The organism is Acidaminococcus sp., from assembly GCF_057597765.1.
Map to the genome: position 1 here is coordinate 16849 of NZ_DBMBXK010000005.1, position 19003 is coordinate 35851.

A 19003-nucleotide genomic window follows, 5' to 3' on the forward strand; every position below is an offset into this window, starting at 1 on the left:
CTTATGGGCCTGCTTTTTTATTACCCTGATAGCATCGGCCAGGCGCCGGTCTATATAAATCAATTGCCCCAGGCGGGCAGGAGGAACAAACATGGCATACACACTGGAACAAATCTTCGAGGCCCTTGGCAAGGCTGACAACGGGGGTGCTATGGTGGCTGATCTTCAGTCCATTATCAGCACCGCCCGGAATGAAGCCGCAGCCTATCGGGTGGACCGGAACAAGGTGCTGGACGCCCTTGGCATCCGGGAAAGTAAGAATCCGGAGGAATCTTTACTGAACATGCGGACTCTCTTCGACGAAGTGAGAAAGCTGGGGAACCCGGAATCTCTGGGCGGCCAGATCAACACCCTGCAGAACCAGGTGAAGGAGCTGACGGACAAATATGCTGCCTCTGAAGAAAAAGCCAAAGCTGAACACACGAAGCGTATCAACACGGCAATGCATTCTGCACTGCAGGCCGCCCTGGCCAAAGGAAATGCCCTAAACCCGGACGCCTTTGTGAAGCTGCTCTCTGACCAGGTTGTTGTTGGAGACGACGATTCCCTGGGCATGAAGTCCGGGGACAAGACGGTTTCCATCGAAGAGGGTGTGAACGGCTGGCTGGCAGGCAACCCCTGGGCGGTGAAGAACACGGCCGCAGGCGGAGCTGGAAGCGGCAGTGCCGGAAGCCCCAAGAAGGTGTATACCATGGACGATCTGAAAGGCATGACGCCGACACAGATCAACGAACACTGGAATGAAATCAAAGACAGCATGAAGAAAGGATGATGAATTATGGCAATCAGCACTTTTATCCCTGCCCTGTGGTCTGCCAGACTTCTGGACCACCTGGACAAGAACCTGGTCCTGGGCAACCTGGTGAACCGGGATTATGAAGGGGAAATCAAGAACCTGGGCGACCGGGTGAAAATCAACCAGATTGCAGATGTGGTTGTGAAGAAATACGTGAAGGGCACCGACCTGGTCTACGACGACACCGACGGTACCCCCACCGAACTGGTCATTGACCAGGCCCACTACTTCGGCTTCAAGGTCAACGACGTGGACGCTGCCCAGGCCAACATCGATCTGATGGACCGGAGCCTGGAACGGGCTTCCTACTCCCTCCGGGATGTGATCGACCAGCGGATTGCCGGCCATGCCAAGGAAGCCGGTTCCACCCTGACCGTGAAGGACATGTACGATCCGGAACAGGCCTATGACTCCATTGTGAAGCTGGGAACCACCCTGGACGAAAACAACGTGACCCGTGCCGGCCGGTGGCTGGTGATCCCGCCCTGGCTGTATGGCCTGCTCCAGAAGGACAAGCGCTTTGTGGGCACTGGCAGCGCCGCAGCGGAAACCCGTCTGACCACCGGCAATGTGGGATCTGCGGCCGGCTTCCAGATCTATGAAAGCAACAACCTGGCTACGGTGAAATCTACCAATACGACGTCCGTCATGGCCGGTACCAACGCCGCCATCTCCCTGGCTGTGCAGATCCTCAAAACGGAATCCCTGCGGCTGGAAAAAGACTTTGCGGATGCGGTCCGTGGCCTGCTGGTCTATGGGTCCCTGGTGGTGCAGCCGAAAGCCCTGGTGACCCTGAACACCAACCCCAAGGCTGAAACCGTTACGCCCTGATCATGGTTAGGGTATCGTTCCGGGCTGATGCCCTCAGCAAGAAGCTGAGACACGCACCGGGAGAAATCCAGAAGCAGCTGCGGGAAGCCATGGACATTTCTGTGCGGGATGTGCAGGAAAGAGCCCGGGAGGAACATAAGTTCATCTCCCGGACCGGCCAGGCCGAAGGCTCCATCCATACAACTGTGGAAGGGAGCGGCGACCACCTGGCGGGAACGGTCTACACGGCTCTGCCCCATGCCGTTTACCAGCACCAGGGCACCCGTTCTCATACCATCGTGCCACGGAGCAAGACGGTGCTGCGATGGTCCGAGGGCGGTCAGTTCGTGTTCGCCAAACGCTCCCAGGTGAAAGGAATCCAGGCAGATCCGTTCATCTTCAATGCCTTCGACAAGGAAAAACCGGCTATCATCAGCCGGTTCAAGAAGGCAGCCGAGAAACTGGGGATGGGGTGATTTTATGGATCTGATCAAAGCAGAAGACATTACGGACGCCATCCTGAAAGGACGGGTCACGGCCGGGAACCTGGCACTGGCTAATGAAACAATCGTGCGGCTGGCAGCCACCTACGGGGTGGACGAGGCTGCCATCGTACCCAGCAACCTGCTGAAGCGGTACGGGATTGTGGAAGCCTGCCGGGCCTGCTGCCTGGAACTGGTGGGGACTGATCCCACGGTACAGATTGGCAGCTATTCCGGCAGCCGGCAAGATGACATTTATGAACGGAAGTACAAGCTGTATGACGATCAGGCCAAGAGCCTCTTGAAAGATCTGACAGCATCGGACTTCAACGGCGGAGAAACGGAAAAAGGAGGCAGCCCATGGACGAAAACGGTGAATATTTACCGGGGATAGACGACTATTCGGCTGCCATCCGTGAGCTATTGGAGGAAGCGATCCCGGAAATTCCCTGGAATGAGGAAGTGAAGGGGCCGGCTCTTTCAAGTGAGACAGAGGGCACCATTGCAGCGGATAAAGTGACCTTTTCCGGCCAGGACAAAGAGGACGAGGAAGGCGTGATCACCTTCATAATCTACATCGTTGTGCCTGATCAGACGGAAAGACGGCTGGAAACCCTCTCCCGAAAGGTCCGTAAGGTACTGAACGAGGCAGATTTCATGGATGGACACGTGGCGTCCATCACTTTCGGGATTGCCCAGGGCCAAAGGGGGCGAAACCCGGGCACGGCAGTCCTGGAATACCTTGTGAAAGCATGTATGTAAGGAGGAATAAGAATGGCAGATAAAGTTCGTGCCAAACTGGCGGCGGTACACACCAAGCTGGAAGGCAAATATGTACTTGTATACCTGAATTTCGGGGAAAGTGCTACGGAAACCTCTCCCAAGTGGGCCATGATCGGTGGCCAGAAATCCGGTGACCTGGATCTGAGCGCTGACTCCATCGACGCCAGCGACAAGACCAGCGGCGGCTGGGGTGAAAAGTATCCTGGCATCAAAACGTCTGAACTGAGCGTAGAAGGGAACATCGTAGGCGGTGACGAAGCCTATCAGGCCCTGCGGGATGCCTTCAATGCCGGGGAACCGGTTGACATCTGCCGGTACGACAGCAAGAACAAGACGGCAGACCGGAACTGGTACTCCATTACCGAACTGAGCGATGAAACGCCCCATGACGATGTGGCCACCTTCTCCATGAAGCTTGAAGGCATCGGGGCTCCGAAATACTACAAGAATCTGACCAGCGTGGATTCCGTAGGGACCACGGCGGCTTCTTCCAGTTCTACTACCACTACCGGGAAATGAGGGATTGAGTAATGGATATTTCCTATAACAAAGTGACCCGGATTGTCTGGGTCAAGAGCGGTGACAAGCTGTATCACTTCCGTCTGACCATCAACGGGCTGCAGGAGCTGGAGGCGGTGGCCTTCGGCGGGCAGTCCTATTTCGATTTCCAGAAGGAACACCAGACCATGCCCCTGGCTGCTCTCATGGAAGCCTACCGGATCATGCTCTTTGCAGCCGGAGACAAGGAAGAATCCAAGGCTGCGGGGAAGGTCATCGAGGCTATTTCCCTGGAAGAAGGCATCCAGCAGGCCGAAGCGGTGTTCTTCATTACCCTGGCGGTTTCCGGCATCTTCGGGGTGAAACAGTCCAATGAGATGCTGAAGACCATGAAGGTGAAAAGCAAAGACCTGGTGGAAGAAAAGGAAGAAGCCAAACAGGAAAAGACCGAAAAAAACGTGTAGAGGGGAAATCAGCCCCCTGGACATCCTTTGACGAATATGTGGGGCTGATCCTTCCCATCTGCTACGGGGAGCTGGGCATGACCGGGGACGAAATCGGACAGGCCACGCCCTGGGAAATCCAGCGGCGGATTGAAGGCTATGGGGTGCGGATGAAGAACCAGCGGATGTTCACCGCCTCTTTCATCACCACCCCGGTGATCAATGCAGGCTATCGGTCCCCGAAACGCCCGGTGACTCCGGCAAAACTCCTCCCGGAGGACTTCAGGACGGCCACGGACCAGGAGGAACAGGACGAATGGCTGGCCATGGCCAAGGCTGAGGAAGAAAGGAGGGAGAAACTGAAACATGAGCGACCATGAAATTACTGTTACGCTGAAGGCTGATGCCAACGGCTGTCTGAGCGTCATCAAACAGGTAACCCGGTCTGTGGATGAACTGAGCGGCAAAAAAGTGGGCAATGCAGGGATGCCGGACCTGGGAAAAGGAGCCAAACAGGCGGCCCAGGGGATGCGGGAAGCCAAAAGCGAAACCGATGCCCTGGCCTCTTCTATCGGGAAGCTGAAAGGGATGATTGCCGGGGCCTTTACCCTGGGAGCCATTACCAGCTTCGGGAAAAAGGCTCTGGAAGCCTCTGCCAACATGGAAGTGCTGCGGCAGGGTTTGGATTTTGTACTGGGGTCTTCTGAAGAAACAGAAAAGCTCATTACCAAAATGCGTGATTTAGGGGAGACATCTGCCTATGACACCAGCCAACTCATTCCTTTAGCCAGACAATGGGTCAACATGGGGGATGATGCGGATACAGCTGTGAGCAAGATGGCAAAAATCGTTGATTTGGGCTCTGCTTTTGGGCTGACAACAGAACAAATTGGTTCGGCTACATTAGCGCTTACCCAAATGACAGCTGCTGGAAGAATTAATGGTCAGGACATGTTGCAGTTGACCAATGCCAATATCCCCGCTTGGAAGCTGCTGGCAGATCATATGGGGTTGTCGGTGGCGGAACTCAGGAAGATGTCTGAAGCGGGGCAGCTGGGGGAAGATGCTATTAATGAGCTATGGAATGCAATCGAAGAGAGGACTAAAGGGGCTACAGCCAGAATGAATGGTACCTTGATGGCCGCTTTTTCCAACTTACAGGAAAGCATATCCAACAGCATGGCTGGAATTGGAGATATTATCAGTAAGTCGTTTAATCTTACAGGGATTTTAACCGGTTGGGGAGATGTAATATCTAAATTCCGAGAAGGGCTGGAACAAGTCAAAAAAGACGTCTCTAGCGTCGGGATTGGGCAGGCGATTTTAAACCAAGTGAGCGCTGTCAGCCCCGAGCTTCTGGCTGTTTTTTGGGATTTGGGAAATACAGCAAGAAATGTTTGCGATATTGTGGCATCTGGTTGGAAAAAGATTTGTGATGCTTTTGCAGACCTTGATATTACGGCCATTCTTATAATGGTGAATGACCTTTTGGAACGTATCGGTCCCATAGTTGAAGCAGCTGTGATGGTTGCCGTAGCTGCGCTTACTATGCTTGTCCAAGGTTTTGTAGCCCTGATTAATGTCGTAGCGAATGTTTACAATGCAGTTTCTCCTTATTTTGAAAATATTGGTAAAGACATAAGAAGTGTAATTGGTGGCGCCATCAAGTTTGTAACGGGCTTATGGGAAGGCTTTGTACAGCTTTGCTCTCATCCCATTGATTTTGTGGTAAACAAAATTATTCGAGGCTCTCATGATGCACCTGGTGTTATGCCTGATGGCTATGCCCAGGGCGGTGTCTTCGGCAGTTTTGCCACCGGCGGTGTCGTTGGTGGAAGAATTCCGGCCCTGGCCAATGGCGGCCAGCTGAAACATGGTACTCCAGCCGTTGTCGGGGAAGCAGGACCGGAGGCTGTAATACCTTTGAAAAAAGCTGTGTTGGGGTCTATTGGTCAATCCATTGCAGAATCTGCTAAAATCTCCAGCTTTGTACAAGGGGCTGTGGAAGATGCCGTGAGCATGGATGCCAACAAGAAGAACCCGGTGTACAACACCCGGAAATCCTTCTCTGACACGACCAAACCCAAAGACGTGGACGCCTATACCAAAATCCTGGATGAAACCAAGCAGAAGATCCTGAAAATCAACGAGGCCCAGGCCAAATTCCATGAGGAATGGCAAAAGGCCCAGGAGGATGCGGCCAAGTACACGGAAGGCGGGGAAAAGACCCTGGCCTTCCAGAAACAGATGGCCAGCAATCAGGAAAAGATTGCCAAACTCCAGGAGAAGATCAGTTCTGGGAATGGGGATGCCAAAGACGCCGAAGCGTTGAAAACGCTTCAATTGCAGACCCAGAATCGGATCGCTGAATACGAAAAGGAGAAAGCTGCTGCCATTGCTGCAGCCCAGGAAACCCAGGATGCCATCACCAACATTGACGCTGAGGCAGAAGCAGCCCGGCAGAAGGTCAAACAGCAAGCGGTTGACCAGATGGGCTCTTACGAAACCCAGGTAGCTGAGGCACAATATGCCCAGAAAAAGGCCATGATGGCCACCGAACTGGACGATTTCCTTGCCCAGATGACGGCCAAGGACGAAATCACCGGTCAGAGCTATGCAACGACCCTGGCCAACGAACAGTACCTGGCCGAACAGCGCCGGGTGTGGATGGACGAGCTGATGCTGGCTTCCGTCAGCTGGGGCGAATACATGCAGACCATGCTTACCAACATGGCGGTTCAGATCCAGGATGGCATTGCCTCCGGAATCGCCCAGTGCGTAGTGGAAGGGAAAAAATTCAGCCAGGTTATGAGCAATTTGGGCAAAACCCTGCTGAAGCAGCTGATCCAGGGCGTTATCCAAAAGGTGATTTCCGGCTGGATCTGGCTGTGGGCAACCCTGGGACGGGTGGATCTCCCGGCCCTGAACATGCTGCTCCAGACTCTGACCGGGGTGTCCTTCATCGCAGCCATAGGCTTCATCGGGAAGAGCCTGGTGGATGAAGATGAAGACGGGGTTCCCGATGAATGGGAAAAGAAAGAAGGAGAAGAAAATGAAAGTATACATCAACCCAGGCCATGACCTGGAATATGACAGCGGCGCTATCCATACAGATGGAAATGGGGATGTGGACCTGCGGGAGTGCGACGTAGCTGCCCGGATCGGAGCCCTGGCTAAACAGTACCTGGAAGCCGCCGGGTGCCAGGTCCGGATGCTCCAGAGCGACAACTTGTGCAACGACAGCGAATACACGGACCGTCCGGTTGCCGTCTGTGACGACGCTAACGGCTGGGGTGCTGACGTCTTTGTGAGCATCCACTGCAATGCCTGCGCAGGCCACGATGCCCGAGGCACGGAAACCTGGTGCTATGCAGAGGGGACGGACGGGGCCCTTCTGGCCGAAAAGATCCAGGTGCAGATGGTGGCCAGCATCAACACCACAGATAGAGGCGTCAAGGTCATGCCCGGGCTCATGGTGTTAAAGCATACCGACATGCCGGCCTGTCTGGTGGAGACCGCCTTCATTGACAACGATGCAGACGCTGAACTTCTGCGGACCGGGTACGATGATTTCGCTCGGGCCATCGCCAGAGGTGTTACGGACTATCAGCAGACCAAAATGGGCCAATAAAATCATCAAAACAATGAAAACGGCGTATGGGGCTTCTGCTGGCCTCATACGCCTTTTTTCTGCTATACGCTACTACTTACTTGCGACGAAAAACAAATCTGCTCAAAACGCAATTTAGGAGGTGAATTTTTGTGGAACAGGAGACAAAATGGAGAATCATCCTGGCTGCTGCCGGTATCTGTGTCCTCTGTATCATGGGCGGACTGATTTACGGCTGCAGTCGGGAAAAGAAAGAGGAACCCAAAGTCATGGACTACCAGCAGACTACGGACCCGGCCGCTATCCAGAAAAAACTGGACGTGAATCAGGGCACTGCGCGAGAAATCACCAGGGAGATCTATCATGTGCAGCAGTCCGATGCCCCACCAGCCATTACCTACTACGTCCAGGCCCCGGACGTGGAAGCCGGAGCCCGGCAGGTAGCCAAAGACATTCAGGCAGGCAAGCCGACCGTCCCCGCTGCAGCAGCGGAAAAGACGGACAGGACCGTGGTCACGGCCGATACCGAACGGCAGAAGGTGGACGTGTACAAGATCAACCTACGGCGCAGCCATAAGATTAAAGCCGGTATCATGACGGCCGATGGCAAGACGTACGGGGGAATTGGTTACCAGGCAGGGAAATGGGAAGGGATGATCTACACCCGCAGTGGAAGAAAGGTGGATGCTGCGGCCATTACTTACACTCTAGCGGAATGGTAACGGGAAGTCCCCTTTTCAAACCAGGGGGCCAAATTGTGAAAGCGTTTGATTCTATGGGCTCTTTGGAAAAGTGGGCATTGCCCACTAGGTTATCCCTGACAGTGGGCAGAGATGGGCACCAGGTGGGCAATGGAACAGTTAATGATATGGATTCATACGGAAGAATACAGATAGTAAAAAGCCCGCCCGGCCTTGATTTTAAGCCGGTGCGGACTTCTACGGAACCATATGGTTGTATCTTTAAAGGTTGGTGGAGATGAGGGGAGTCGAACCCCTGTCCGAAAGCATTGCCATGCGAACTTCTCCGAGCGCAGACTGCATATTTTGTTTCGCAGCCGGCTTGCCTGCAGACGGGCCAGTCGACCTGCTATCTCGATGGGTTTCCCTGTCATCCTCCGAGAATTGGATGGCAGGTATCCTGCAAGTGTCGTCTATTCTTCTTCAGCAGGAATGAAGAGGAAAGACGTTAGCAATTTAAGCTGCTAAAGCGTAAGAATCGTCTGCGTTTATAACGCGTTTCCACCGTTTAATGGGGTTGGCGGAATCCCAGCTCGCTTATCACACACCATCTACCCCCGTCGAAACCGGTACATCCCCAGGTATAGTGTGTACATTGTATTTTATCATGCCCATGTGGCTCCGTCAAGGGAGGCCAGGATTTCCCGGGCCCGGTCTACATCTTTTTCTTCCACATCGATGTAGTACATATCCCGGTCGATTTTTCCTTTAGGGCCAAAATCCCGGATATCCAGCTTGGCACCGCAGCCGCAGGCGGGGGCTTCGCTGGGAAGGGAGGTGGAGGAAAAGGAAATGCCGGCGTTTTTCAGGGCTTCTTTGGCAGTTTGCCAGTGGGCTTTGCAGCCTTTTTCCTTATAAACAGTGATCTTTTTGGTGAAAAATCCCATAAGGGGCCTCCTTTCAAATAGCAGATAATATTTTAAGCAAAGAATTATTATTTATTTACTATTATATCACATTATCCCCTTTCTTTCCTCCTGTTTTTATGGTATCATGGACTTGTCAGAAAAGATTGTCGACGAAGGCTGACAACCATACCATTTGCTTGTGAGGAGGAATTTTTTATGGAACAGAAATTCTACAAATGCGCTCATTGTGGGAAGATCATCGCTGTTGTGAAAGAAACCGGCGTGCCGGTAATGTGCTGCGGCCAGAAGATGGATGAACTGGTGCCCAATACCACGGACGCCGCTCAGGAAAAACATGTGCCGGTAGTGGAAGTTTCCGGCAATATCGTAACGGTGACCGTTGGTTCCGTGCTCCATCCCATGCAGCCGGAACATTACATTGAATGGATCTCCCTGCACACCAAACAGGGGAACCAGAGAAAAGAACTGAAGCCGGGGGATGCTCCCAAGGCCGTGTTCGCCCTGGTGGATGGGGATGAAGTGGAATCCGCTTACGCTTACTGCAACCTCCATGGGCTGTGGAAAAAGTGAATTTGGTTGTTAACGGTTAATAGTCAATGGCCGTTGGATGCCAGCACAGCTGGCTTTGAATGGATAAAAAGGACCTGCCGAACATCCGGCAGGCCCTTTTTTATGCTATAATCAACATAAAATCCCTGTCAAGGAGGCCTTTCCCATGTCGTTTCCCCTTTTCTGCATCACCAACCGGCATTTGTACTCCATGCCCTTTCTGGACCAGCTGGACCGGATCCTGACCCTTCGTCCGGCGGGAGTGATTTTGCGGGAAAAGGACCTTTCTTTGGAGGAATATGTTTCCCTGGGCCGGCAGGTGCTGGAAAAATGCCGCCGGGCGGGGGTTCCCTGCTGGTTCCATACTTTTGTGGAAGCGGCGCTGGAACTGGAGCCGGAGGGAATCCAGCTGCCCATGCCGGTGCTCCGGGCCTTGCCTCACAGGTGGCGGCAGAAATTCCCAGGGCAAGTGGGGGCCTCCTGCCACAGTCTGGAAGAGGTGCTGGAGGCAGCCTGGCTGGGGGCGGACTGCTGCACCTTCAGCCATATTTATCCCACCCGGTGCAAGCCGGGTCTGGCGCCCCGGGGCCTTGAACAGCTCCGGCAGGTGTGCGCCCAAAGCCCCATCCCCGTCTACGCCCTGGGAGGCATCACCCCGGAAAAGGTCCCGGAACTGAAAGAAGCCGGAGCCGCCGGGGCGGTGATGATGGGGTGGTGGGGAACTGTTGCCAGTCCAACCCCTTGACTTGCAACCTGGTATCCTATAATATGAAGGAATAAAACCAACTGTGAAGGAGTGGGCCTATGAAAAAACAACTGCTGGCCCTGGCGTTTTCCTGCTTTGTCCTTTGGGGCAGCGGGGATGCCCTGGCGGCCAAACCCACTGATTGGAGCCTTCTGGGAGAAAATACTTCCGGAGCCTACTATACGGACCTTGCCTCGTTCCGCCAGGAATCCAGGACCCCGTCCCTGACCCAGGCCACAGCCCGGGCAGTGCTGAAGAATCCCTCGTTCATCCGGCTGCTGGATCACCTGTATGCCAAGGATCTGAAAGAGGATGATTCGGCCAAAGAATGCATTATGGATGTGGAAATCAACCAAGCTGACCACACCTACCGGATCAACCAGATCCAGGTGCTGACCCGGAAAGGGAAGAGCCTGGAAAAGAAAAAGATCAAAGAAGAATTTCTCCCCATTCCTCAGCGGACCTTTGTGGCCGCCCTGGAAAAAGAGATCCAGGCCTGGAATCTGGAGAACAAAAAGGAGCCTGTGAAACATGAAAATCCGCGGATTTGAAAAAATCTCTTCCTATAAAGAGGTGGATTTCCCCCTGCCCAGCCGGCAGACCGCCCGGAGTGCCGGGTACGACATTTATCTGCCGGAAACCGTGACCATTCCGGCCCACAGCCAGAAAATGGTCCCCACCGGAGTAAAGGCCTACATGCAGGACAACGAATACCTGGGCATCCACATCCGGTCCAGCATGGCGGTGAAACGCCACCTGCGCCTGGTGAACAACGAAGGCATTGTGGATGCGGATTACTACAACAATCCAGACAACGAAGGCCATTTGCTGCTGGCCCTGGCCAATGACAGCAGCCAGGACGTGACCCTGGAAAAAGGGGAACGGGTGGCCCAGGGGATTTTCTATACGTATCTGCTGGCCGATGATGACGCCAGGGCTCCCAAACAGGAGCGGAGCGGCGGCTTCGGCAGCACCACGAAATGAGGGATGACCATGACGGACAATAAATGGAAGAAAATGATCGGCCTGGTGGACACCATGGGAGACTGGGGCGGCTACCAGCTGTATGAATGGTTCAAACTGTTCCCGGAACAGCGGGAAACGGCCCTCCGGGAATATATTTATTTGAAGGCTCACCTGATCCGGGGCTGCCTGACGGCCCTGAAAAAGGACCTTTCCAAAGAAGAATGGAATGAATTCTACCTGGCCCTGGGCAAACAGATGGAAGCCACTCCGGATTACAGCTACGGAGCCACCTATGATGGGCTGGTGGAAGCTCTCCGGGGCTACGAAGGCCAGAACCTGGCCCAGCAGAAAGCCATCTTTGCCAAACGGAGCACCATTGACAGCACGGTATATTCCCAGCAGTTTGTAAAAGATTTAACAAATTTCTTCAGCCGGACCCAGGCGGAACTGCGGAAAGGGCTCCGGGACTGAAAAAAGTTGTCTTCGGTAGTGAATAAAGGTTGACAAGTTGAAGATAAACTCCTATACTGTTACCATAACTAAACAAAAGATAGAGGCGCGGAAAACATCAGTAATTCTCTGAGGGACACCGTTGAGGGGAATGAAAGGGGAACCGCCGAAGCAAAGCTGCGGGTGCGCGCTTATGCTGGGATGCAGGTGAACAATCTGCAGACTGTCGCCTTTGGGTGGAGAGCTATCAATGGGAACGGAACCAAGTCCCCTGCCACGGCAGGAGCGGCTTCTTTTCTTGCAGGTCATTGGGCTCGCCTCGATGACCTGCTTTTTTGTCTCCCAAAGGATCAACAAAGGAGAGATGCACAGAATGATCAAAGTGATGGTAAACGGTGCCCTGGGCAGAATGGGGCATACAGTGGTACAAACGGTCCTGCAGCAGAAGGATATGGAACTGGTGGGCGCCGTGGACGTGTTCGGCAAGGACAAAACCGTGGAAGGCTGCCCGGTGGATACGGACCTGGTACAGGCCCTGGAAGCCCATAAGCCCGATGTGGTGGTGGACTTCACCCGGCCGGATGTGGTCATGGGGAACCTGCGGATCATCCTGAACGCCGGGGTCAACGCCGTAGTAGGCACCACCGGCTTCACCCAGGAAAACCTGGGTGAACTGAAGGGCCTGGCGGAAAAGAACAACGTGGGCATCCTGGTTTGTCCCAACTTTGCCATGGGGGCGGTGCTGATGATGAAAATCGCCGCAGAAGTGGCCAAATACTTCCCCCAGGTGGAGATCATCGAAATGCATCATGACAAAAAGCTGGACGCTCCCAGCGGCACGGCCATCCTTACCGCCCAGAAACTGGCGGAAGTCCGGGGCGGCTTTGTCCAGCAGGGGAATCCCGATGAAGTGGAGAAACTGCCCCATGCCAGAGGCAGCGAATATGAAGGGATGCGGATCCACAGCGTACGGCTGCCCGGGTTCGTGGCCAGCCAGGAAATCATCTTCGGCAGCATGGGCGAAACCCTTACGGTGCGCAACGACCCGGTGAGCCGGGAATGCTACATGCCCGGTGTGATGCTGGGCTGCCGGACCATGGTAAACCGCAAGGGCCTGGTGTACGGACTGGATCAGATTCTGGATTAAGGATAAGAGGAGACGAAAATCATGAAAGAATACAACTTGGCAATTCTGGGTGCTACGGGCGCCGTTGGACAGGAATTCATCAATCTGCTGAACGAACGGGACTTCCCCTTCAAAAACCTGAAACTGCTGGCTTCTGCCCGCAGCGCCGGCAAGGAACTCACCGTCCGGGGCAAGACATATAAAGTGGAAGAAGCCAAAGCCGACTCCTTTAATGGGGTGGATGTGGCCCTGTTCGCCGGCGGCAGCATCTCCAAGACCTTTGCTCCCATTGCCGTAAAGGCCGGTGCCGTGGTGATCGACAACTCCAGCACCTACCGGATGGATCCGGATGTGCCTCTGATCGTCCCTGAAGTGAACCCTCAGGACATTACCAAACATCACGGGATCATTGCCAACCCCAACTGTTCCACCATCATCATGGTCATGGCCCTGAAACCCATCTACGATCTGGCCCGGATCAAACGGATCATCGTCTCCACTTACCAGGCTGCTTCCGGCGCCGGCAAAGACGGGCTGGACGAACTGGAAAACCAGATCAAACAGGCTGCCCGGGGCGAAGAAATGACCGCCAAGATCTTCCCCAGCGCCAGCGCCAAGAAACATTTCCCGCTGGCTCTGAACCTGGTGCCCCAGATCGATATCTTCCTGGACAACCTGTACACCAAGGAAGAAATGAAGATGGTCAACGAAACCAAGAAAATCTTCTCCGATCCGGAAATGCGCATTACTGCCACCACCGTCCGTGTTCCCGTATACCGGAGCCACAGCGAATCCGTCAACGTGGAACTGGAACATGACGTGGAACTGGAAGACATCCGCAAGGCTCTGGCCGGCTTCCCCGGCGTGGTGCTCCAGGACGATCCTTCCCAGCAGATCTATCCCATGCCTCTGTACACCTCCGGCAAGAACGATGTGTATGTGGGCCGTCTGAGACGGGATGAATCCGCGGCCAACAGCTTCAACTTCTGGTGCGTAGGGGACCAGATCCGCAAAGGGGCTGCCCTGAACACCCTGCAGATTGCGGAAACCATGGTGAAGAACGGCTGGCTGTAAGAGAAAACCAAACGAGATATTCGAGGGGAGCCTGAGTTTAAAATGAAAATCATTGTACAAAAATTCGGTGGAACGTCCGTTGCTACGCCTGCCACCCGTGAAAAAGTGGTGGGCAAAGTCCAGGAAGCCATTGCCCAGGGATATTCTCCCATTGTGGTGGTGTCCGCCATGGGACGCCGGGGAGATCCCTTTGCTACGGATACCATGATCGATATGCTGAAAAGTGTGAACCCCAACCCGGCTCCTCATGAACTGGATCTTCTGATGGCCTGCGGAGAAATCATCTCCTCCACGGTAATGGCCGCCACCCTCCAGGAAAAAGGCCTGAAGGCTAAAGCCCTTACCGGGGGCCAGGCCGGCATGATCACCGATGATGAATACGGCAATGCCAAAATCCGCACGGTGGAACCGGACAACCTGCTGGAACTGGTGGAACAGGGGATCATCCCTGTAATCTGCGGGTTCCAGGGGGTAACCGCCGATCACAAGAACGTGACCACCCTGGGCCGTGGGGGCAGCGATACCTCTGCCGCCGCCTTCGGGGTAGCCGTCCATGCGGACAAGGTGGAAATCTACACCGACGTGGACGGGGTCATGACCGCCGATCCCCGGATTGTAAAGGATGCCCACATCATCAAACAGATCTCTTATGATGAAATCCGTGAAATGGCCCACCAGGGCGCCAAGGTCATCCATCCCCGGGCGGTGGAAATCGTTATGCGTTACGGGGTCCCCATGGTGGTAAAGAGCACCTTCTCCGAAGCCCCTGGTACCCTGATCAGCAAGGAAGACCAGCCCAAGGAAATGGAAGAAACCGATTCCCTGGAAGAAAAACATGCCTGCGGGGTGGCCAGCAAGAACAACATCGCCTTCTTCTCCGTGAACCTGGAAACCAATGACGGGGCTGAACTGTTCGACACCCTGGCCAAAAACGGAGTGAGCATCGGTACCATGAGCCTCCAGCCCCATTCCCTGATGTTCGCCGTGTACAGTGCTGCTGCCGCTGATGCGGAAAAAGTGCTGAAAGCGGAAAACTGCAAGTACACCAAAGTGGAAGACTGCGCCAAAGTGACCGTGGTGGGCTCCCATATGGGCGGTGTGCCTGGCATCATGGCCCGGTTCATCAACGCTCTGGCCAAAGCCGGCATCGAGATCCTTCAAACTACAGATTCTGACAACCTGATTTCCGCCATTGTACGGGAATCCCAGGTAAAAGAAGCAGTCAATGCCCTGCACGCTGCTTTCCAACAATAAAAGGTGGTTAGCATGAACAAGAAACCTTATTTCGGAAGACTGATTACAGCAATGGTGACCTTCTTCAACGAAGACGGCTCCCTGAACGCGGACGGGACGGCGGAATTCGCCTCCTGGCTGCTGGACCACGGCTCTGATTCCATCCTGGTCAGCGGCACCAGCGGGGAAGCCCCCACCATGACCTATGCAGAAAAAGAAGAACTGTTTACCAAAGTCATCGCCAAGGTAAGAGCCAAAGGCAAAGGCCAGGTGATCGTAGGCACCGGCTCCAACAACACGGCGGATGTACTGGAAATGAACAAACTGGCAGAAAAAGTGGGCGCCGATGGAGTCCTGGTGGTGGGGCCCTATTACAACAAGCCCTCCCAGGAAGGTTTCTACCGTCATTTCAAGACCATTGCAGACAATACCAGCCTGCCCATTGTGATCTACAACGTGCCCGGACGGACCGGCAGCAATATTTTGCCTGCCACCGTTGCCCGTCTGGCCCATGAATGCAAAAACATTGTGGCCATTAAAGAAGCTGCCGGCAATGTAAGCCAGGTGGAAGACCTGTACCGTCTGGTGCCGGAAGATTTCTCCATTTACAGCGGGGACGATGCCCTGATCCTGCCTTTTATGAGCGTAGGCGCCGTAGGGCTGATTTCCGTCCTGAGCAATGTGAACGGAGAACTGATCCAGGAGATGATGCAGAGCTTCGAACAGGGTAAAGTCCAGAAGGCCCGGGACTTGAACAAGACCATGGTCCTCCAGTCCCGGAGCATGTTCCTGGTGAGCAACCCCATCCCCATCAAAGAAGCCGTAGGACTGATGACACCCTTCAACCCGGGGCCCTACCGTCTGCCCCTGTGCCCCATGACCGACGAAGAAAGAGAAAAGGTCACCCGGGCCTGGAAAGAAAGCGGGCTGTTGAAGTAAACAAGGTCAAGGGTCAACGGCCTGAGACCAGGGGGTGTGAAAAAATGATTCTTCATTTTTTCACACCCCCCTTTTTTTGCTATAATAGGGTCTGTACACCATAGCAGGGAGGGACGGACCCAATGGCAGAACCACAGGAATCACAGCATACCGGGGAATCCGGGGGCAAATACCGGCTGGCAGAGGCGGTGAAACGGCTGATGGCCCGGCAGAGCCTGGAAGACATCACCGTAAAGGAAATCACCGGGGAGGCCGGGGTATCCCGCCAGACCTTTTACCGGCACTTTCTGGACAAATATGATCTGGTGAACTGGTACTTTGATGAACTGCTGGCCAATTCCTTCCGGGAAATGGGCTACGGCAGGACCATTTACGAAGGCCTGGTCCGGAAATTCCGCTATATCCAGGCGGAAAAGGTGTTCTTCCGGGCGGCGTTCCAGTCGGACCAGCAGAACAATCTGAAAGACCACGACTTCCGGAAAATCTATGGGTTCTACCAGGACCTGTACCGGAAAAAGACCGGGAAAGACCTGGAGCGGGCAGTGCTGGCCCTGTTGGAAATGTACTGTCAGGCCTCCGTCTACATGACCGCCAAATGGGTGGGACGGGGAACCCGGGATGCAGCTCCGGAACAGCTGGCGGACCTGATGCTCCAGGCCATGCCGCCTGCTCTTACGGACCTTTTCGTCCGCTGTGACCTGCTCCGGTAATGACTGAACAGTCAAGGTGACAGATGAGGAAAAGTGTCACTTGTGGAACTTCTCTTTCTTTTTTACAATGGAATCAAAGAACAACGGACTGTGTTCCGATTCCGTAACAAAAGAAAGGGGAGTTTTTTTATGGCAAACAGAATTTCCTTGAACGGTACTTCCTATCACGGCAGCGGTGCCATTAAAGACATCATCACCGAATTCCAGAACAGAGGGTTCACCAAAGCTTTCGTAGCCTCCGATCCGGACCTGGTGAAGTTCAACGTCACCGCCAAAGTCACCGATCTGCTGGATGCGGCCAACATTCCCTACACCGTCTATTCCGACATCAAACCCAATCCCACCATTGCCAACGTCCAGCACGGGGTGGAAGCCTTCAAAGCCTCGGGCGCTGACTGTATCATCGCCATCGGCGGCGGCTCCTCCATGGATACCTCCAAGGCCATCGGCATCATCATCGCCAACCCGGAATTCGCTGACGTCCGGAGCCTGGAAGGCTGCGCTCCCACCAAGAATCCTTCCGTGCCCATCCTGGCTGTGCCCACCACCGCCGGTACCGCTGCGGAAGTGACCATCAACTACGTGATCACCGACGTGGAAAAAGAACGGAAATTCGTCTGTGTGGATCCCCATGACATGCCCGTGGTGGCCTTCGTGGATCCGGATATGATGTCCAGCATGCCCAAAGGCCTCACCGCTTCCACCGGCATGGACGCCCTGACCCACGCCATTGAAGGGTATACCACCAAAGCCGCCTGGGAAATGACCGACATGTTCCACATCGAAGCCATCCGGCTGATCGCCGAAAACCTCCGGGGCGCAGTGGCCAACACCAAAGAAGGCCGGGAAGGCATGGCCCTGGCCCAGTACATCGCCGGCATGGGCTTCTCCAATGTGGGCCTGGGCATCGACCATTCCATGGCCCACACCCTGTCCGCCCATTATGACACTCCCCACGGAGTAGCCTGCGCCATGCTGCTGCCCATTTCCATGGAATTCAATAAGGAATACACCGGCGACAAATACAAAGCCATCGCCAAAGCCATGGGGGTGGAAGGAGTGGATTCCATGACCCAGGAAGAATACCGGGATGCTGCCATTGCCGCTGTCCGGAAGCTGTCCCAGGACGTGGGGATCCCGGAAAAGAACGAAAAGATCCGGGAAGAAGACCTGGACCAGCTGGCCAAAGACGCTCTGGCCGACGCCTGCTATCCCGGCAACCCCAGAGAAGCCACCAAGGAACAGGTCATCGAAATGTTCCGGAAACTGATGTAAGGAAAGGGAAAGTCTCCAGCCTGAGGAGAGGGGCTGCTGCGCATGCAGCAGCCCCTCTTCTGTGTCCCCCTGAAAGGGGGACACATCTGGATTCCTTGGTTACGGGACAACATCGGGTGTTGTCGCTCCTGGGGTGGAGCACGCGGGTGTATGGGTATAGAATTTTTTGCCCTCTGGGCGGCCGGGACGGGCGGGCCTGACAGGCCCGCCCCTACAGCGTTGGGGTCGGAGACTCGTACATCTGGCGAACCGCCTGTTGTGCGTCCTCTACGGGCCCATGCTCTTCACTCTGCACTCTTCACTCTTTACTTTCGGACATGAATGAATAACTATACTGTGATGAAGGTTTTACTGAGAACTTGTTGACACATACCGGAGATCCTTCCCCGTTTGCACAATTGCTGAACATAGTGTAGAATAGAATGTAAACACTAACCAAAATAACCAGCATCTCCGATGCTGCAGCAATAAGGTGAAAACGTATGGAATACCATGAATCAGAATCCACGGAAATGTACCTGGAAACCATCCTGGTGCTGAAAAATCGTCTGGGGCTGGTACGCTCCATTGATATTGCCAACGAAATGGGCTATTCCAAGCCCACCATCAGTGTGGCCATGAAAAAGTTCCGGGCAGAGGGCCTGGTTACGGTGGACGAATCGGGCTTTGTGAACCTGACGGAAACCGGCCGGGATATTGCGGAACGGATCTATGAGCGGCACCAGGTGCTGACCCACATCCTTATATCCCTGGGCGTCTCCCAGGAACATGCGGAACACGATGCCTGCAAAATCGAACACGATATCTGTGACGAAACCTTTGATGCTCTGAAAAAAGAATATCTCCGGCTCCGGTCGAAGAAATGAGCCAGGAGGGGGACTGCTGCAAAGGCAACGGTCCCCCTC

Annotated in this window: 24 protein-coding genes, 1 other RNA gene and 1 riboswitch; of the genes, 23 read left to right on the forward strand and 2 right to left on the reverse strand. The window is 54.4% G+C overall.

The window, feature by feature from the left end:
- The first annotated feature begins 91 nt into the window (after positions 1-91).
- The 11 genes from ACZOF8_RS04245 (at position 92) to ACZOF8_RS04295 (ending at position 8144) form a co-directional block, all read left to right on the forward strand.
- On the forward strand, positions 92-772 hold the full coding sequence (locus tag ACZOF8_RS04245; protein ID WP_487426603.1) for a phage scaffolding protein: 681 nt from the start codon (positions 92-94) through the stop codon (positions 770-772).
- A 6-nt stretch (positions 773-778) separates the two neighbouring features.
- Positions 779-1627 (forward strand): phage major capsid protein, encoded by an 849-nt coding sequence (locus ACZOF8_RS04250; protein WP_303344992.1) that lies wholly within the window; start codon positions 779-781, stop codon positions 1625-1627.
- 2 nt (positions 1628-1629) lie between these two features.
- A complete protein-coding gene (locus tag ACZOF8_RS04255) occupies positions 1630-2082 on the forward strand; it encodes a hypothetical protein (RefSeq protein ID WP_303814737.1) in 453 nt (150 codons plus the stop codon).
- 4 nt (positions 2083-2086) lie between these two features.
- On the forward strand, positions 2087-2482 hold the full coding sequence (locus tag ACZOF8_RS04260; RefSeq protein WP_154488324.1) for a hypothetical protein: 396 nt from the start codon (positions 2087-2089) through the stop codon (positions 2480-2482).
- Complete coding sequence (locus tag ACZOF8_RS04265; protein WP_487426604.1) at positions 2449-2850, forward strand: hypothetical protein; 402 nt, start codon at positions 2449-2451, stop codon at positions 2848-2850. The genes ACZOF8_RS04260 and ACZOF8_RS04265 overlap by 34 nt, the downstream gene beginning before the upstream one ends.
- A 12-nt stretch (positions 2851-2862) precedes the next feature.
- On the forward strand, positions 2863-3390 hold the full coding sequence (locus ACZOF8_RS04270) for a phage tail tube protein (RefSeq protein WP_487426605.1): 528 nt from the start codon (positions 2863-2865) through the stop codon (positions 3388-3390).
- Between the two features lie 11 nt (positions 3391-3401).
- A complete protein-coding gene (locus ACZOF8_RS04275) occupies positions 3402-3833 on the forward strand; it encodes a hypothetical protein (RefSeq protein WP_487426606.1) in 432 nt (143 codons plus the stop codon).
- 38 nt (positions 3834-3871) lie between these two features.
- Positions 3872-4192 carry a hypothetical protein gene (locus tag ACZOF8_RS04280; RefSeq protein ID WP_487426607.1) on the forward strand — a complete coding sequence of 107 codons (321 nt, stop codon included), beginning with the start codon at positions 3872-3874 and terminating at the stop codon, positions 4190-4192.
- A complete protein-coding gene (locus tag ACZOF8_RS04285) occupies positions 4179-6893 on the forward strand; it encodes a tape measure protein (RefSeq protein ID WP_487426608.1) in 2715 nt (904 codons plus the stop codon). The genes ACZOF8_RS04280 and ACZOF8_RS04285 overlap by 14 nt, the downstream gene beginning before the upstream one ends.
- Positions 6865-7443: an N-acetylmuramoyl-L-alanine amidase family protein gene (locus ACZOF8_RS04290; RefSeq protein WP_441094523.1), complete on the forward strand. Its 579-nt coding sequence runs from the start codon at positions 6865-6867 to the stop codon at positions 7441-7443. Before ACZOF8_RS04285 ends, ACZOF8_RS04290 begins: the two co-directional genes overlap by 29 nt.
- 131 nt (positions 7444-7574) lie before the next feature.
- Positions 7575-8144 (forward strand): hypothetical protein, encoded by a 570-nt coding sequence (locus ACZOF8_RS04295; protein ID WP_441094524.1) that lies wholly within the window; start codon positions 7575-7577, stop codon positions 8142-8144.
- Positions 8145-8392: 248 nt separating this feature from the next.
- On the opposite strand, the gene ssrA is transcribed toward ACZOF8_RS04295, so the two are convergent.
- Positions 8393-8741: a transfer-messenger RNA gene (gene ssrA / locus ACZOF8_RS04300) on the reverse strand.
- Positions 8742-8767: 26 nt separating this feature from the next.
- A complete protein-coding gene (locus tag ACZOF8_RS04305; RefSeq protein WP_022488310.1) occupies positions 8768-9049 on the reverse strand; it encodes a hypothetical protein in 282 nt (93 codons plus the stop codon).
- 177 nt (positions 9050-9226) lie between these two features.
- Here ACZOF8_RS04305 and ACZOF8_RS04310 point away from each other — a divergent pair, with 177 nt between their 5' ends.
- The 12 genes from ACZOF8_RS04310 to ACZOF8_RS04365 all read left to right on the forward strand — a co-directional run bounded on the left by ACZOF8_RS04310 (position 9227) and on the right by ACZOF8_RS04365 (position 18964).
- Positions 9227-9601 (forward strand): desulfoferrodoxin family protein, encoded by a 375-nt coding sequence (locus ACZOF8_RS04310; protein WP_022488309.1) that lies wholly within the window; start codon positions 9227-9229, stop codon positions 9599-9601.
- Between the two features lie 145 nt (positions 9602-9746).
- Positions 9747-10325 carry a thiamine phosphate synthase gene (locus tag ACZOF8_RS04315; protein ID WP_022488308.1) on the forward strand — a complete coding sequence of 193 codons (579 nt, stop codon included), beginning with the start codon at positions 9747-9749 and terminating at the stop codon, positions 10323-10325.
- A 59-nt stretch (positions 10326-10384) separates the two neighbouring features.
- Complete coding sequence (locus tag ACZOF8_RS04320; protein ID WP_022488307.1) at positions 10385-10876, forward strand: hypothetical protein; 492 nt, start codon at positions 10385-10387, stop codon at positions 10874-10876.
- Positions 10857-11309 (forward strand): dCTP deaminase/dUTPase family protein, encoded by a 453-nt coding sequence (locus ACZOF8_RS04325; protein WP_022488306.1) that lies wholly within the window; start codon positions 10857-10859, stop codon positions 11307-11309. The genes ACZOF8_RS04320 and ACZOF8_RS04325 overlap by 20 nt, the downstream gene beginning before the upstream one ends.
- Positions 11310-11318: 9 nt before the next feature.
- A complete protein-coding gene (locus ACZOF8_RS04330; protein WP_022488305.1) occupies positions 11319-11762 on the forward strand; it encodes a hypothetical protein in 444 nt (147 codons plus the stop codon).
- A 72-nt stretch (positions 11763-11834) separates the two neighbouring features.
- Positions 11835-11996: riboswitch (Lysine riboswitch) on the forward strand.
- 118 nt (positions 11997-12114) lie between these two features.
- Complete coding sequence (gene dapB / locus ACZOF8_RS04335; RefSeq protein ID WP_022488304.1) at positions 12115-12888, forward strand: 4-hydroxy-tetrahydrodipicolinate reductase; 774 nt, start codon at positions 12115-12117, stop codon at positions 12886-12888.
- Between the two features lie 21 nt (positions 12889-12909).
- A complete protein-coding gene (locus ACZOF8_RS04340; protein ID WP_022488303.1) occupies positions 12910-13941 on the forward strand; it encodes an aspartate-semialdehyde dehydrogenase in 1032 nt (343 codons plus the stop codon).
- Between the two features lie 42 nt (positions 13942-13983).
- On the forward strand, positions 13984-15195 hold the full coding sequence (dapG, locus tag ACZOF8_RS04345) for an aspartate kinase (protein WP_022488302.1): 1212 nt from the start codon (positions 13984-13986) through the stop codon (positions 15193-15195).
- A 12-nt stretch (positions 15196-15207) separates the two neighbouring features.
- Positions 15208-16113 carry a 4-hydroxy-tetrahydrodipicolinate synthase gene (dapA, locus tag ACZOF8_RS04350; protein WP_022488301.1) on the forward strand — a complete coding sequence of 302 codons (906 nt, stop codon included), beginning with the start codon at positions 15208-15210 and terminating at the stop codon, positions 16111-16113.
- Between the two features lie 122 nt (positions 16114-16235).
- Positions 16236-16823 carry a TetR family transcriptional regulator gene (locus tag ACZOF8_RS04355; RefSeq protein ID WP_022488300.1) on the forward strand — a complete coding sequence of 196 codons (588 nt, stop codon included), beginning with the start codon at positions 16236-16238 and terminating at the stop codon, positions 16821-16823.
- A 129-nt stretch (positions 16824-16952) separates the two neighbouring features.
- Entirely contained in the window at positions 16953-18098 is a 1146-nt protein-coding gene (gene fucO / locus ACZOF8_RS04360; protein ID WP_154488177.1) for a lactaldehyde reductase, read from the forward strand.
- A 482-nt stretch (positions 18099-18580) separates the two neighbouring features.
- Complete coding sequence (locus ACZOF8_RS04365; RefSeq protein WP_022487596.1) at positions 18581-18964, forward strand: metal-dependent transcriptional regulator; 384 nt, start codon at positions 18581-18583, stop codon at positions 18962-18964.
- Positions 18965-19003: the final 39 nt, after the last annotated feature.

Coding starts and splice junctions, on each gene's coding strand:
- ACZOF8_RS04245 (WP_487426603.1), top strand. CDS start 92: ATGGCATACACACTGGAACAAATCTTCGAGGCCCTTGGCAAGGCTGAC.
- ACZOF8_RS04250 (WP_303344992.1), top strand. CDS start 779: ATGGCAATCAGCACTTTTATCCCTGCCCTGTGGTCTGCCAGACTTCTG.
- ACZOF8_RS04255 (WP_303814737.1), top strand. CDS start 1,630: ATGGTTAGGGTATCGTTCCGGGCTGATGCCCTCAGCAAGAAGCTGAGA.
- ACZOF8_RS04260 (WP_154488324.1), top strand. CDS start 2,087: ATGGATCTGATCAAAGCAGAAGACATTACGGACGCCATCCTGAAAGGA.
- ACZOF8_RS04265 (WP_487426604.1), top strand. CDS start 2,449: ATGGACGAAAACGGTGAATATTTACCGGGGATAGACGACTATTCGGCT.
- ACZOF8_RS04270 (WP_487426605.1), top strand. CDS start 2,863: ATGGCAGATAAAGTTCGTGCCAAACTGGCGGCGGTACACACCAAGCTG.
- ACZOF8_RS04275 (WP_487426606.1), top strand. CDS start 3,402: ATGGATATTTCCTATAACAAAGTGACCCGGATTGTCTGGGTCAAGAGC.
- ACZOF8_RS04285 (WP_487426608.1), top strand. CDS start 4,179: ATGAGCGACCATGAAATTACTGTTACGCTGAAGGCTGATGCCAACGGC.
- ACZOF8_RS04290 (WP_441094523.1), top strand. CDS start 6,865: ATGAAAGTATACATCAACCCAGGCCATGACCTGGAATATGACAGCGGC.
- ACZOF8_RS04305 (WP_022488310.1), bottom strand. CDS start 9,049: ATGGGATTTTTCACCAAAAAGATCACTGTTTATAAGGAAAAAGGCTGC.
- ACZOF8_RS04310 (WP_022488309.1), top strand. CDS start 9,227: ATGGAACAGAAATTCTACAAATGCGCTCATTGTGGGAAGATCATCGCT.
- ACZOF8_RS04315 (WP_022488308.1), top strand. CDS start 9,747: ATGTCGTTTCCCCTTTTCTGCATCACCAACCGGCATTTGTACTCCATG.
- ACZOF8_RS04320 (WP_022488307.1), top strand. CDS start 10,385: ATGAAAAAACAACTGCTGGCCCTGGCGTTTTCCTGCTTTGTCCTTTGG.
- ACZOF8_RS04325 (WP_022488306.1), top strand. CDS start 10,857: ATGAAAATCCGCGGATTTGAAAAAATCTCTTCCTATAAAGAGGTGGAT.
- ACZOF8_RS04330 (WP_022488305.1), top strand. CDS start 11,319: ATGACGGACAATAAATGGAAGAAAATGATCGGCCTGGTGGACACCATG.
- dapB (WP_022488304.1), top strand. CDS start 12,115: ATGATCAAAGTGATGGTAAACGGTGCCCTGGGCAGAATGGGGCATACA.
- ACZOF8_RS04340 (WP_022488303.1), top strand. CDS start 12,910: ATGAAAGAATACAACTTGGCAATTCTGGGTGCTACGGGCGCCGTTGGA.
- dapG (WP_022488302.1), top strand. CDS start 13,984: ATGAAAATCATTGTACAAAAATTCGGTGGAACGTCCGTTGCTACGCCT.
- dapA (WP_022488301.1), top strand. CDS start 15,208: ATGAACAAGAAACCTTATTTCGGAAGACTGATTACAGCAATGGTGACC.
- ACZOF8_RS04355 (WP_022488300.1), top strand. CDS start 16,236: ATGGCAGAACCACAGGAATCACAGCATACCGGGGAATCCGGGGGCAAA.
- fucO (WP_154488177.1), top strand. CDS start 16,953: ATGGCAAACAGAATTTCCTTGAACGGTACTTCCTATCACGGCAGCGGT.
- ACZOF8_RS04365 (WP_022487596.1), top strand. CDS start 18,581: ATGGAATACCATGAATCAGAATCCACGGAAATGTACCTGGAAACCATC.